Genomic DNA, 14403 nt, shown 5'->3' with positions numbered 1-14403 from the left:
GCTGGCCAGGCTGTCTTTGGAAACCCCGAAAACCGATGCTCCCGCCTCTTCAAACTGTGCGCGGGCCTCGGAAAAGCCGATGGTTTCCTTTGTGCAGCCGGGCGTGTCGTCGCGCGGATAAAAAAAGAGCACAACCGGTGATCCCTTCAGATCAGACAGGGTCACATCGTTGCCGCCGGTCGCGGGCAGCGTAAAATCGGGAGCAGGCTGGGAAATCTCTGGCATAACAATCTCGTGGCTTTTCAGGATGATGTTCGGGTGACATAGTAGAGCGGGGACGGCACCTGCCAAGCCCTTTCATGCGAACAAGGGCCGGTTACCGGTCATGCCACCACAGGCCGCCAGCGATTTGAAACGTGACACCCGGGATCAGGACGTGCAGCGCCCCCGGCGCCGCAGAGGCCGCCGCACGTTGTGGGCGCTGGCCGTTCTGTGTCTGCTCGCGACGGGGTTCGCCGCAAGTACCTTCTGGCTGAGCGGGCGCGAGATGGCAGCCCCTCAGTGGCTGCGCTCGGAACTTGAGGACCGGATTGCACAGGCTGTACCGGACGCTGTCGTCAGCTTCGGCGATATCGTGATGGTGGTGGATGAGGGCTGGCGCCCCAGAGCGTCGGTGCGCAATGTTACCTTAACCACGCCGCAGGGCGCAGAAATCGTGACCTTCTCCGACCTGCGCGTCAGCGTCGCGATGGAGGAGCTGCTGCGCGGCAGGGTGGCTTTACGGTCGGTTGACGCCAGCGGGGTTTTCCTGACGCTTCTGCGCACAGAGGACGGCCGGATTGCGCTCTCCGGGGTTTCCGGCGGGGCCGCTGCCGGCGCCGGCACGGAACCGGTCCGCCGTGAGGCCGGCGATCTGGCACAACTGATCTCGCAGATGGATGTGGTGCTGCTGCGGCCTGTTCTGTCAACGCTGACGCGGGCCAGCATATCCGCAGTCACGTTGCGGTACGTTGATCAGCGCGCCAACCGCGCATGGACCATCGATGGCGGGCGTCTGCGTCTGAACCGTCAGGACGACAGCGTTCAGATCGCGGTAGATCTGGCCCTCCTCGGGGGCGGATCGGGGGTTGCGACACTGGCTGCAACCTACAGCGGCCGGATCGGCGAGATGGCGTCCGAGTTCGGCGTGACAATCTCGGATCTGGACGCGGGCGATGTGGCCTCTCAGGGCCCCGCCTTTGCCTGGCTTGGCGCGCTGCGGGCACCGATATCCGGGGCGCTGCGCGGCGGGGTCACGGATGCGGGCACCTTCCGTCCGCTGAATGCGACGCTTCAGATCGGCGCGGGTGTGATTCAGCCCACACCGGAATCACGCGCCATTCCGATAGAAGGTGCGCGCAGTTATTTCACCTATCTGCCGCAACAGCAGATCCTGCGCTTTGATGAGTTGTCAGTAGTCAGCCAGTGGGGCGAGGGGCGGCTGGAAGGACAGGCCGCAATCGGTGTCGGTGAGACGGGACGGATCGGAGACCTCACAGGGCAGTTCCGGCTCAGTGGCCTGAGTGTGAACCCTGCGGATCTTTACCCTGCGCCTGTATCGGTGGAAGCGGCCGAACTGGATTTCCGCCTGCGGCTGAACCCGTTTTCGCTTGATGTGGGCAGGTTGCAGATCGAGGATCAGGGCCGCATTCTGAACGCCAGCGGCCGCGTGGGGGCCGACAGCCGCGGCTGGGATGTGGCGCTTGATGGCGGCCTCGATGAGCTGACCCCCGCGCGGCTCCTGGAACTCTGGCCGGAACGCCTCAAACCCAAGAGCCGCCGGTGGATTGCCGAGAATGTCAGAAACGGCGTCATGCAGAATATATCGGGCGCTGTCCGCCTGCGGCCCGGCGCCCGCCCTCAGTCGTTTCTGAGCTTTGATTTCGCCGGTGCGGAGGCCCGGTTTATGCGCACTATGCCGAACCTCAAAGAAGCGCGCGGCCATGCCACCCTGGCCGCAGACCGCTTTGTGGTTGTGGCCGATGAAGGGATAGTCGAGGCGCCGCAGGGCGGGTCCGTTGATGTGACCGGAACAGCCTTTATTATTCCGGATGTGACAATCCGTGAAAGCCCGCCGGGTGTCGTCAGGCTGCGCGCCAGCGGCGCGGTTACGGCGGCCCTCTCTTTGCTGGATCTGCCGCCGCTCAGCGTGATGGAAAAAGCCGGTCGTACCCCGCAGATTGCAAGTGGCAGCGCGCGGGTGGCAGGAACCATTTCGATGCCCCTGAAAAAGGGGGTGCCGGTGGACCTTGTCAGATTTGATCTGCAGGGCGCGGTCACCGATGTCACATCGGATGCGATAGTGCCCGACCGGCTGCTGCGCGCACCGGTGCTTGAGCTTGTGGCCTCAGACGAGGCGGTGTCATTGTCCGGTGCGGGCGATCTTGATGGTTTGCCGTTTGACGTAACCTGGCGCCAGCCCATCGGGGACAAACCGCCTGCGCCGGGTCGGGTTGACGGCACCGCAGTGATCACGCCCGCCGTTCTGGAGAGCTTCCGGATCAGTCTGCCCGATGGCACGCTCTCGGGCAGAACGGAAGCGACAATCGGCATAGACCTGATGCGCGGAGAGCCTCCCGCGCTGCGGCTGACCTCCGATCTGCGCGGTATCGCCCTGCGCATCGATCCGGTCAGCTGGTCCAAACCTGCGGGTACCGCAGCCAGGCTCGAGCTCAGAGCAGACCTCAGCACGCCGCCGGTGATCGAGCGGCTGACCCTGGAGGCGCCCGGGCTTGAGGCCACCGGCGATCTTCTGATCTCAGAGGGCGGCGCGCTGGACCGGATCCGACTGTCGCGGGTGCGGATCGGAGGCTGGTTTGACGCCCCGGTTGTTATCTCCGGGCGTGGCGAAGGGGTGCCGGTCGGGATCACCGTGAACGGCGGATCGCTTGATCTGCGGCGGGCCGGGTTTGCGAAATCCTCCGGCGATGCGCCCCGGGCGCCGCTGAGTGTGCGTCTCGACACGCTGCAGGTCAGCGATGCCATTGCAGTGCGGGACCTGAGTGGCAGCTTTACCACCGGAGGCAGCGGGCTATCGGGGGATTTCACAGGAACGGTCAACGGGGCGGCAGCCGTTTCGGGCGAGATGATCCCGCGCGGCGGTCGCAGTGCGGTGCGCATCACTGCCGCGGATGCAGGCGCGGTGGTCGCGGCGGCAGGTGTGCTCAAACAGGGGCGCGGCGGAAAGCTTGAGCTTGTGCTCACACCTGTCGGCACCGGTGGCGCGTTTGACGGCACGCTCAAAGTCACAGACATCAGCGTCGTGGACGCTCCGACCATGGCGGCTTTGCTGAATGCGGTCAGTATTGTGGGGCTTGTGAATGAAATCGGTGGCGACGGTATTTACTTTTCTCAGGTGGATGCGGATTTTCGGCTGGCCCCGTCCCGCATCACCCTGCGCGAAGCCAGTGCCGTCGGTTCCTCCATCGGCCTCTCAATGGACGGCGTTTTCGTGCCGGACACAGGCCAGATCGCCATGCAGGGGGTGATTTCGCCGGTTTATCTGCTCAACAGTATCGGCAGCGTGTTTACCCGAAAAGGCGAGGGGCTCTTCGGGTTCAACTATTCCATACGGGGCACGACGGCGGCCCCGCAGGTCTCTGTTAATCCGTTGACGGCGCTGACGCCCGGCGGCATCCGCGATCTTTTCCGCGCACCGAAACCGGATGTGCCGCTGGCCGAAGGAGAAGCACCGCGCCCGGCGCCGGCCCCGCGCGAGCGCCCTGTTGTGGTCGAAGGCTCGGATCGGTAAAGCGCCCCTTATGAAGCTGAGTGAATTTGATTTCGACCTGCCTGAAGAGCTGATCGCGACCCGTCCGGCGGTGCCGCGCACCTCTGCGCGCCTGCTTGTGGCGGAAGGTGGGTCGATCACCGACAGGACCGTATCAGATCTGCCGGACCTGCTGCAGCCGGGTGACCGGCTTGTGCTCAACGACACGCGCGTGATCCCGGCACGGCTGACCGGCACCCGGGCCAGAACGAGCGCTCAGGGCCGGACAGAGGCCCGCATTGACGCAACTCTGCTGGAGCCGCGCAGCGACGGGACCTGGTCGGCTCTGATCCGTCCGCTGAAAAAACTGCGGGTGGGCGAAAGGGTGCGCTTTGGCGCTGACCTTGAGGCGGTGCTTGAAGGCACTGATGAGGGGCAGGGCAATCTGCGTTTCAATCTCGCCGGTGATGATTTCGATGCCGCGCTCAATGCTGCCGGTGCGATGCCCCTGCCGCCCTATATTGCCGCCAGACGGCCCGCTGATGCGCGGGACCACACGGATTACCAGACGGTTTTTGCCCGCAACAAGGGGGCGGTTGCTGCCCCCACGGCCTCCCTGCATTTCGATGAGGATCTGCTGGCACGTATTGCCGCCCGCGGGGTCAGCTTTACCCATGTTACACTGCATGTCGGGGCAGGGACCTTTCTGCCGGTCAAGGTGGACGACGTGACCACACATAAGATGCACGCCGAACACGGCCGGGTCAGCGCCGGGGCCGCCGCTGAAATAGCACAGACCAAAGCCGCCGGCGGCCGTGTCATTCCGGTGGGCACAACCGCGCTGCGCCTGATCGAGACCGCCGCGCGGAACGGAGACATCGCGGCCTGGGAGGGCGATACGGATATCTTCATCTATCCCGGATTTGAGTTCCGCGTCACCGATGCGCTGATGACGAATTTCCATCTGCCAAAATCAACGCTGATGATGCTTGTATCCGCCCTGATGGGGCCGCAAACGGTGCGCGAAATCTATGCCCATGCCATCGACCGGAAATATCGTTTCTTCTCCTATGGCGATTCCTCGCTGCTGATCCCGCAAAAACGCTGATGGCCCAATACGACCTGTTGCGTCGCGCACGGGCCTGATCTACGGCGGGCCATGAGGCAGGGTGCACTGAGTCGTGCCTCCCACGACTGACGGCGGAGACCGCGGATGCTACAGGTTTTATCCAGCGCTTGGGCGCTCCTCCTCGGGATGTGCCTTCTGATGGTCGGCAATGGCATGCAGGGCACCCTGCTCGGTATCCGGGGCGAGATCGAAGGCTTTTCCACCCTTGAGATGTCGATTGTCATGTCGGCCTATTTCGCAGGATTCCTCGGCGGCTCGCGCATGGCGCCGGGTCTGATCCGGCGGGTCGGACACGTGCGGGTCTTTGCAGCGCTCGCATCGCTCATTTCGGCTGTAATGATCATCTATCCGACGCTCACGGATGTCTGGGTCTGGACACTGGGCCGGGTGCTGATCGGGTTCTGTTTTTCGGCGGTGTATGTGACGGCGGAAAGCTGGCTCAACAACGCTGCCACCAACGCAAACCGCGGCCAGGCGCTCTCGCTTTATATGATCGTGCAGACCGCCGGCATCGTTGTCAGCCAGGCGCTGCTGGTGACGGCGGATCCGTCAGGCTACGTGCTCTTCGTTATTCCGTCGGTGCTGGTATCGGTGGCGATTACACCCATCTTGCTGTCGATCAGCCCGACGCCCGCCTTCGACACAACCAAGCCGATGAGCCTGCGCGCGCTCTACGGGTTTTCACCCCTCGGCATGGTCGGCATGTTCATTCTCGGCGGTATCTTTTCGGCACAGTTCGGCATGGCGCCTGTTTATGGCGCAAAGGCCGGGCTCAGCGTGGGTCAGATCTCGACATTCGTGGCCACGTTTTTTGTGGGCTCCATGCTTTTGCAATACCCGATCGGCTGGATATCAGACCGTATGGATCGCCGCTTCCTGGTGGTCATCACTGCGGCAGTGGGCGTTGCCGGCTCCGCCCTTGGCATGACGCTCGGGGAAGACTTCCGGCTGCTTTTGGTTTCGGCATTTGTGGTGGGGGGCATTTCAAACCCGCTCTATTCACTGCTCATCGCTCATACCAATGATTTTCTGGAGCACGAAGACATGGCTGCCGCGTCTGGAGGTCTGATCTTCATCAACGGGCTGGGCGCAATTTCCGGTCCGCTGATCACCGGCTATATGATCGAGGTTGTCGGACCTCCGGGGTTCTATCTTTTCACCGGCTGCCTCTTTGCCGCCCTTGTGGCTTATGCAGCCTACCGGTCGACCGTTGCACGACCGACGCTCTCAGACGAAACGGGTGCGTATGTTCCGATGACACCCGCTTATACCGCGCTGGCGCATGAATATGCACAGGAATACATCATCGAAACGGAACTTGAGAGCGAAAAGACGGAAAATGACACCTGAATATGTCGCACTGACGCAAATCGTGAATAGGTTGGAAAAGTGAAACAGGCATACACTCACCACGGGGATGTGGTGAACGAGGGAGGATTGATGATGAGCCCCGATGAAATACTGCGCTTCTGGCTGGACGAGACCGGCCCGGATGGCTGGTTCAGGAAATCAGACGCATTTGACGCTGAGATCCGTGACCGCTTTGAGCAGACATGGCAAAGTGCCCGGGAAGGCGCCTATTCACTCTGGCTGACCTATCCCACCGGTGCACTGGCCTATATCATTCTGACTGATCAGTTTCCGCGCAATATGTTCCGCGGCACGGCAAAGTCCTTTGCGACGGACGGCGCGGCACTGGCGGCCGCGAAATCCGCTATCGAGCGAAACTGGGACATGCGCATCGACGAGCCCGCGCGCAGGATGTTTTACATGCCGCTGATGCACTCGGAAAACCTGTGTGATCAGGATCGTTGTGTGCGACTGATCTGCGAACGCCTTCCGGAGACCGGCGGACCCACGCTGCTTCATGCCCGGGCGCACCGTGCGGTGATCCGGCAGTTTGGCCGTTTCCCCTCGCGAAATCACGCGCTGAGCCGGTCTGAAACCGCACCCGAAGCGGCCTTTACAGCAGGTGGCGGCTATGGCGCGACAGTGCGGTCCCTGCAGCCTTCGCAGGCAGCCTGAGCTTCGGGTCTCCAGCGGAAAAGAGGGTGCGGCAATCTCGCACTTCACCCTGCTGTTGAAGCTCTCCGGGATATAGTTTAACGGTAAACTATACCCCGGAAGTCAACACGCGAGGACAACTCATGGCGGCAAAATCCTTTGATCTTATTGTGATCGGTGCAGGGCCTGGCGGCTATGTTGCAGCCATTCGCGGTGCGCAACTGGGCATGTCGGTTGCTATCATCGAGCGTGAGCATCTGGGGGGCATCTGCCTCAACTGGGGATGCATCCCGACCAAGGCCATGCTGCGCTCTTCCGAGGTTTTCCACCTGATGCACCGGGCAAAGGAATTCGGTCTCAAAGCTGACAATATCGGGTACGATCTGGACGCGGTGGTCAAGCGTTCGCGTCAGGTCGCGGGCCAGCTTTCGGGCGGCATCGGGCATCTGATGAAAAAAAACAAGGTCACCGTTTTCATGGGCGAGGCGACCATCCCCGCAAAGGGCAAGGTTTCGGTGAAAACCGACAAAGCCACCGAAGAGCTGACAGCAAAGAACATCGTGCTGGCCACTGGTGCGCGCGCCCGCGAACTGCCGGGGCTTGAAGCCGACGGTGAACTGGTGTGGACCTACAAACACGCGCTGCAACCAAAACACATGCCGAAAAAGCTGCTTGTGATCGGCTCCGGTGCCATAGGCATTGAATTTGCGAGCTTTTACAATACGCTGGGCGCTGACACGACCGTTGTCGAAGTGATGGACCGCGTGCTGCCGGTCGAAGACGCGGAAATCTCCGCCTTCGCCAAAAAGTCTTTTGAGAAGCAGGGCATGAAGATCATGCAAAAGGCGATGGTCAAGAAGCTTGATCGCGCCAAAGGCAAAGTGACCGCCCATATCGAGGTTGGCGGCAAGGTCGGGAAACACGAGTTTGACACGGTGATTTCCGCCGTTGGCATCGTCGGCAATACCGAAGGTCTGGGTCTTGAGGACCTCGGCGTCAAAGTCGACCGCACTCACGTTGTGACGGACGAATACTGCCGCACGGGTGTCGAGGGGCTTTATGCAATCGGCGACATTGCCGGCGCGCCCTGGCTGGCGCACAAAGCCAGCCACGAAGGCGTCATGGTTGCCGATCTGATCGCTGGCAAACATGCGCATCCTGTTAAGCCTGAGACCATCGCGGGCTGCACCTATTGCCATCCGCAGGTGGCCTCGGTCGGCTATACCGAAGCTAAAGCCAAAGAACTCGGTTACGAGATTAAGGTCGGGCGCTTTCCGTTCATCGGCAATGGGAAGGCCATCGCTCTGGGCGAGCAGGAAGGCATGATCAAGACCATCTTTGATGCGAAAACCGGCGAGCTGCTGGGTGCTCACATGGTGGGTGCGGAAGTCACCGAACTCATCCAGGGCTACGTGGTCGGTCGCCAGCTTGAAACGACCGAAGAAGACCTGATGAACACGGTCTTCCCGCACCCGACGCTGAGCGAAATGATGCATGAAAGCGTGCTGGACGCCTATGACCGGGTCATCCACATGTAAGCGATGGAAATTGCGGCTGCATCATACTCCGGACACACAGGATGCCGTGGCTGACCGCTGCGGCATTTTGCTGTAATGGTCCCGCCAGTCGGCGCTGACGGGTCTCAGGCTGCAGAGCACACCAGGCTTTTGATCCGCGCGGGGAGTTTCCGGCATCAGCATCGATCGGGTGATGCGGCACAACCTCGCCGGCCGGAACGGCCCGGATCCCTCAGACTTACTGCCGGTTCTCTCTTTGCATCGCCGAAGGAGGTGCGATACTGCGGAACGGCGCCTTGTTAATCAGGTGCTTTGGGTGGGAAATTGCACATGAACGGACTGATGTCGCTGCACGGGGTTGAGGCCATCGGCTGGCTTGCGTCAGCGCTTACCGTCGCGACATATGCGATGAATACGATGATTCCGCTGCGTATTCTGGCCATCGCTTCTTCTGTGTGTTTCGGCGTGTACGCCGCCATTCTGCAACTCTGGCCATTGCTCGCGATGGAACTGCTGCTGCTGCCGATCAATATCTATCGGTTCTGGCAGATCCTGTCTTTGCGCGGCAGACTGAAAAAAGGCGCTCTGAGCGAACTTCCGGATTTTTCGGTCATCAAACGCTACGGCAAAGCACGCAAAGCCCCCGCCGGTACGATTGTGTTCCGTCGCGGTGATCCGGTGGATGCGCTATACTTTCTGGGTGCCGGCCGGGTTCAGATCGAAGAGGTGGGGGTTGAGCTCGCTGCTGGTGAAATCTTTGGTGAGATTGCATTTTTTACAGACGATGCCGTACGGACGGCCACCGTACGGTGCACCGAGGAGTCCGAGCTTTACGAAATTGACGAAAGGCGCTTTATGCGGTTGCAGTTCGAAGATCCGAGCTTTGGTATGTCGGTGATGCGTGTGATTACCCGGCGACTGATGGAAAACGGCGGCGCCGGCACTGCCAAATCGCAGCCAGTCACGCAGGAAGGCGCCCGTTTCCCTGTGCAGGACCCGGCGTAGCTCCCCGGATACAACTGATCCTTGTGATTGCTCGCACCCGCGCGCTCTGTCACTAAGCGCCCGAGGGAGGCCTGGACCATGGGGAAAACAGACTGGGGGCTGGTCTTTGCGCTTTGGGGGGCAGGGCTGGGGGCTGCCGCACAATACGGAAAATTCAGCGCCACCTTTGATCAGCTTCCGGCGATTTATCCGCAGGCCGGTAATGCACTCGGACTGATTGTCTCCTGCGTTGGTATTCTAGGAATTTTCTGTGGTGTCATCGCGGGCCTGCTGGTGGCGCGGGTGCGGTACCGTCGGGCGCTGCTCTGGGGGCTGTGGACGGGGGCCGCGCTCTCGGCGTTTCAGGCGCTGCTGCCGCCGTTGCCCTGGATGCTGGCCAGTCGCGCGCTCGAAGGTCTGTCTCATCTGGCCCTCGTTGTCGCGGCCCCTACGCTGATTGCTCAGGTTTGTGCTCCGGGCGACCGTGGCCTCGCGATGACCCTCTGGGGCACGTTCTTCGGCGTCGCCTTTGCAATCCTGGCCTGGGCCGGTCTGCCGCTGGTGGCAACTGGCGGGCTTCCGGCGCTGCTTGTTGCCCATGCGCTCTATCTGTCGGTCTTTGCGCTTTATCTCGGGCGTCGGTTGCGGGCACTGGATATCGACAGCCCGCCGGTGGCGCTCTCGCCGGGCCGTATCCTGCGCGAACATGTTGCGATCTACACCTCCCCGGCGATCTCTGCACCCGCACTCGGCTGGCTGTTCTATACCTTCTGTTTTGTCTCCATCCTGACCGTCCTTCCGCCTTATATCCCCCAGGATACCCGGGCCTTTGTGATGGGCGCCATGCCGCTGGTCAGCATCGGTGCCTCCATGACGCTGGGTGTGCTGTTGCTTAGGGTCATGCCGGCTGTCGGCGTGATCATCACGGGATTTACGGGCAGCGCGTTCTCGATGCTCTGGCTCTGGGCTGATCCCGGTGGCTCTGTTCCGGCACTGGTGCTGGCGGGATTTATGGGCCTCATTCAAGGCGCGAGCTTTGCCGCCGTGCCGCAGCTTAATCACCGCCCCGAAACTCAGGCACAGGCAAACGGTGCCATGGCGCAGATGGGGAATGTCGGCAATACCCTCGGCACGCCCGTGATGGCGATCACCGCCGGCGCCATGGGCTATGCCGGCCTGCCGGTGCTGGCGGGCGCTGCGTTTCTCCTTGGCGCCTGCGTTCATCTGGTGCTGAGCCTGCGCCGCAACGCCGTTGCCGCACCTGTCTGAACGACACATCACAGCGGGTAGGGACAGGGATTGTCGCAACCCGCCGCCGCGCGGTTGCTGCAAAGCACATGTTCATGCTATGTTCACTTTTTTTCATTGGAGAATCCCGGCCATGCGCCTATGTCTGACAGGTACACCAGGGGGTGCCGGATGGCTGAGCTGAAAAACATTGAAGTGCGTGGCGCGCGCGAGCACAATCTCAAGAACATCGACGTGGATATCCCGCGCGACCAGCTTGTTGTGATTACAGGGCTTTCCGGGTCCGGCAAGTCGAGCCTGGCGTTTGATACGATCTATGCCGAAGGCCAGCGCCGCTATGTCGAATCGCTGTCGGCCTATGCGCGGCAGTTCCTCGATATGATGCAGAAACCGGATGTGGATCACATCTCCGGCCTCAGCCCGGCGATTTCGATCGAACAGAAAACCACATCCAAGAACCCGCGCTCCACTGTTGGTACGGTCACCGAAATTTACGACTACATGCGGCTGCTTTTTGCCCGTGTCGGCACCCCCTATTCGCCTGCCACCGGCAAGCCCATCGAGGCGCAGCAGGTGCAGGATATGGTTGACCGGATTATGATGATGGAGGAGGGGACCCGCGCCTATCTGCTCGCCCCGATCATCCGTGACCGCAAAGGCGAGTACCGCAAGGAATTTCTGGAACTGCGGAAACAGGGTTTTCAGCGGGTCAAGGTGGATGGCGAATTCTATGAACTCGATGAGCCACCCACGCTCGACAAGAAATTCCGCCACGATATCGACGTCGTGGTCGACCGCATCGTGGTCCGAGAGGGGCTGGAGACGCGGCTGGCCGACAGCCTGCGCACGGCGCTTGATCTGGCTGATGGTATCGCAATTCTTGAGACAGCACCCGCCGGGAGCGAGCCCGAACGCAGCACCTTTTCGGAGAAATTCGCCTGTCCGGTCAGCGGTTTCACGATCCCCGAGATCGAGCCGCGCCTGTTCTCGTTCAACGCGCCGTTCGGAGCCTGTCCTGATTGTGACGGCCTGGGCGTCGAGCTCTTTTTTGACGAGCGCCTCGTAGTGCCTGATCAGAATCTCAAGATCGCCGATGGTGCGCTGGCTCCCTGGCGCAAAGGGAAATCCCCCTATTTCCTGCAAACCATCGAAGCAATTGCGAAGCACTATAAATTCAAACAGACGACTAAGTGGAAAGACCTGCCTGAGAAGGTTCAGCAGGTCTTTCTATACGGCTCCGGTAAGGAAGAGATCGCCTTTCGTTATGACGAGGGCGGGCGCGTTTATCAGGTGACGCGCGTATTCGAGGGTGTGATTCCCAATATGGAACGCCGCTACCGCGAAACCGACAGCAACTGGATCCGCGAAGAGTTCGAACGCTATCAGAACAACCGTCCCTGCGGTACCTGCGCGGGATACCGTCTGCGCGAAGAGGCGCTGGCCGTGAAAATAGGTCCGGTAAAGGGCCCCGAAGATCAGCGTCTGCATGTGGGGCAGGTGGTGCAGATGTCCATCCGTGAGGCTTTTGACTGGTGTGAGACGGTGCCGGACAACCTGACGGTGCAGAAAAATGAAATCGCCCGGGCGATCCTGAAGGAGATCCGCGAACGGCTGGGCTTTCTTAATAACGTGGGCCTGGAATACCTTACGCTGAGCCGCAACGCCGGCACGCTCTCAGGCGGTGAAAGCCAGCGCATCCGGCTGGCGAGCCAGATCGGATCCGGGCTGACAGGGGTTCTTTATGTGCTTGATGAGCCCTCAATCGGCCTGCATCAGCGCGATAATGACCGGCTGCTGCTTACGCTGAAGAACCTGCGCGACCAGGGCAATACTGTAATTGTGGTCGAGCACGATGAAGAAGCCATCCGGGAAGCTGATTATGTCTTTGATATCGGTCCGGGCGCCGGTGTACATGGCGGCCAGGTGGTGAGCCACGGGACACCCGCCGTCATCGCCGCCGATAAAAATTCTATTACCGGACAGTATCTTACCGGCGTGCGTGAAATCCCTGTGCCAGCAGAGCGCCGCAAGGGCAACAGGAAAAAAGTGCAGGTGGTCAAAGCCACAGGTAACAACCTCAGAAACGTGACGGTGGACTATCCGCTGGGCAAATTCGTCTGCGTAACGGGAGTGTCAGGCGGTGGTAAATCCACGCTGACCATCGAAACGCTGTTCAAAACCGCCTCGATGCAGCTCAACGGCGCGCGCCAGACGCCCGCACCCTGTGAGACGATCAAGGGTCTCGAACATCTCGACAAGGTTATCGATATTGACCAGCGTCCGATCGGACGAACGCCGCGCTCGAACCCCGCGACCTACACCGGGGCCTTCACGCCGATCCGTGACTGGTTCGCCGGTCTGCCGGAGGCCAAGGCGCGGGGCTACAAGCCCGGGCGGTTCTCTTTCAATGTCAAAGGCGGGCGCTGTGAGGCCTGTCAGGGCGACGGGGTGATCAAGATCGAGATGCATTTCCTGCCGGATGTTTACGTTGAATGTGAGACCTGTAAGGGTAAGCGTTACAACCGCGAGACGCTGGAAATTAAGTTTAAAGGCAAGAGTATAGCCGACGTTCTTGATATGACAGTTGAAGACGCCCAGACATTTTTTCAGGCCGTGCCGTCGATCCGTGAAAAGATGGACGCGCTGATGCGGGTAGGCCTTGGATATATCAAGGTGGGCCAGCAGGCGACGACCCTGTCCGGCGGAGAGGCGCAACGGGTGAAGCTCTCAAAAGAACTCAGCAAGCGTTCGACGGGACGCACACTTTATATTCTCGATGAGCCGACGACGGGTCTGCATTTTGAAGATGTGCGCAAACTTCTGGAAGTGCTGCACGAGCTTGTCGATCAGGGCAATTCGGTGATCGTGATCGAGCATAACCTCGACGTGGTGAAAACCGCAGATCACATTATTGATATCGGCCCCGAAGGCGGCGATGGCGGCGGCGAAATTGTTGCGACAGGCACGCCCGAAGAGGTGGCGGAGGTCGCCGCAAGTTACACGGGTAAATACCTTAAGCCCATGCTCACCGCTCAGCGCCGCGTGGCTGCGGAATAAGCCCGGGCGTTAACCCGCCTTTAAGAGGGTGGGGTCTAGAAGGATTGCGGTAGCTCTCCAAATAAAAACCCGCCACGGTTTGCTCGGAAACCTGGCGGGTTTTGCATTGGGGCTCAATTCAGCAGGGCAGCCGCGGCGCCAATGAAATCCAGCACTTCGCGCGTTTGACGGTCTACCCTGAAAACATAGCCATCGCTGTTATAATAGGTGCCCGAGCGGTCCAGCCCGTAGCGGTCCGGATTGCGGATCACAATATAATCGCCACTGATCACGTCACCCCGGCGATAAGGCGCGGTATTCTGATAATTACCCTTCTTGGCCTGACCCGGCGGCACGCAGGACGGTGATTTCTTGGCAAGTCCCGGCGGGCACCCTTTGGGCGCTGCATCGGCAGGGACAGGGGTGATGAGCGCCCCGGCGGCCATCAGGACAGGGATCATTAGTCGCATTTCAGTACTCCGGTTTATTTGCCTGTATAACGCCGGAATATGGCAAAAGTTGCACCGGATTTACAAAACGGCGGAAACCGGCGTATCGGCGCGGGTCAGACACAGATCTCTGAGCCGTGCGAATTCGGGCGCGTTGAGGTTATCAAATCTGCCGCAAAGCGTTTCCAGCTCATCGGCGCGCGCCCGGCCCATAACCGGATCGGCAAAGAGATGAAATTTATTGGAAATCTCACTGTCGCTCAGGGGGATGTCCGTGTCACCACGCGGGGTGCGCGGTGATGTGCTCAGCTCTCGACCGTCGGTGGTCCGGATTGAAACGCCTGCCCA

10 protein-coding genes and 1 pseudogene are annotated in these 14403 nt (G+C 60.7%); 8 read left to right on the top strand and 3 right to left on the bottom strand.

Features of this window, described 5'->3' with window-relative positions; translation table 11 throughout:
* The coding region (locus Q0M35_RS12215; protein ID WP_295315625.1) for a peroxiredoxin at window positions 1-225 on the bottom strand (225 nt) is incomplete at its 3' end.
* 100 nt (window positions 226-325) lie between these two features.
* Between Q0M35_RS12215 and Q0M35_RS12210 the strand changes: the two genes are divergently transcribed.
* From Q0M35_RS12210 to uvrA, 8 genes are all read left to right on the top strand, one after another.
* A complete protein-coding gene (locus Q0M35_RS12210; RefSeq protein ID WP_295315623.1) occupies window positions 326-3730 on the top strand; it encodes a hypothetical protein in 3405 nt (1134 codons plus the stop codon).
* A 10-nt stretch (window positions 3731-3740) separates the two neighbouring features.
* Complete coding sequence (gene queA / locus Q0M35_RS12205; protein ID WP_295315621.1) at window positions 3741-4796, top strand: tRNA preQ1(34) S-adenosylmethionine ribosyltransferase-isomerase QueA; 1056 nt, start codon at window positions 3741-3743, stop codon at window positions 4794-4796.
* A 105-nt stretch (window positions 4797-4901) separates the two neighbouring features.
* Window positions 4902-6167, top strand: a complete 1266-nt coding sequence (locus tag Q0M35_RS12200) for an MFS transporter (RefSeq protein WP_295315619.1) — start codon at window positions 4902-4904, stop codon at window positions 6165-6167.
* Between the two features lie 90 nt (window positions 6168-6257).
* Entirely contained in the window at window positions 6258-6842 is a 585-nt protein-coding gene (locus Q0M35_RS12195; RefSeq protein WP_295315627.1) for a DUF924 family protein, read from the top strand.
* 122 nt (window positions 6843-6964) lie between these two features.
* Window positions 6965-8359: a dihydrolipoyl dehydrogenase gene (gene lpdA, locus Q0M35_RS12190; protein ID WP_295315617.1), complete on the top strand. Its 1395-nt coding sequence runs from the start codon at window positions 6965-6967 to the stop codon at window positions 8357-8359.
* A gap of 309 nt (window positions 8360-8668) precedes the next feature.
* Window positions 8669-9343 carry a cyclic nucleotide-binding domain-containing protein gene (locus Q0M35_RS12185; protein ID WP_295315615.1) on the top strand — a complete coding sequence of 225 codons (675 nt, stop codon included), beginning with the start codon at window positions 8669-8671 and terminating at the stop codon, window positions 9341-9343.
* Window positions 9344-9421: 78 nt separating this feature from the next.
* On the top strand, window positions 9422-10591 hold the full coding sequence (locus tag Q0M35_RS12180) for an MFS transporter (protein ID WP_295315613.1): 1170 nt from the start codon (window positions 9422-9424) through the stop codon (window positions 10589-10591).
* A 150-nt stretch (window positions 10592-10741) separates the two neighbouring features.
* Window positions 10742-13627, top strand: coding sequence for an excinuclease ABC subunit UvrA (gene uvrA / locus Q0M35_RS12175; RefSeq protein WP_295315611.1), 2886 nt, complete (start codon window positions 10742-10744; stop codon window positions 13625-13627).
* 113 nt (window positions 13628-13740) lie between these two features.
* Here uvrA and Q0M35_RS12170 read toward each other — a convergent pair whose 3' ends face one another.
* Both Q0M35_RS12170 and Q0M35_RS12165 read right to left on the bottom strand, forming a co-directional pair.
* Window positions 13741-14076 carry an excinuclease ABC subunit A gene (locus Q0M35_RS12170; protein WP_295315609.1) on the bottom strand — a complete coding sequence of 112 codons (336 nt, stop codon included), beginning with the start codon at window positions 14074-14076 and terminating at the stop codon, window positions 13741-13743.
* A 60-nt stretch (window positions 14077-14136) separates the two neighbouring features.
* Window positions 14137-14403 (bottom strand): annotated as a pseudogene (locus Q0M35_RS12165) (MmgE/PrpD family protein); the annotation flags it as partial.

The organism is Roseobacter sp. (genome assembly GCF_024639605.1).
Classification (GTDB): Bacteria; Pseudomonadota; Alphaproteobacteria; order Rhodobacterales; family Rhodobacteraceae; genus Roseobacter.
The sequence above is the reverse complement of the archived record's forward strand: the minus strand, read 5'-3'. Positions and strand labels throughout refer to the sequence as shown.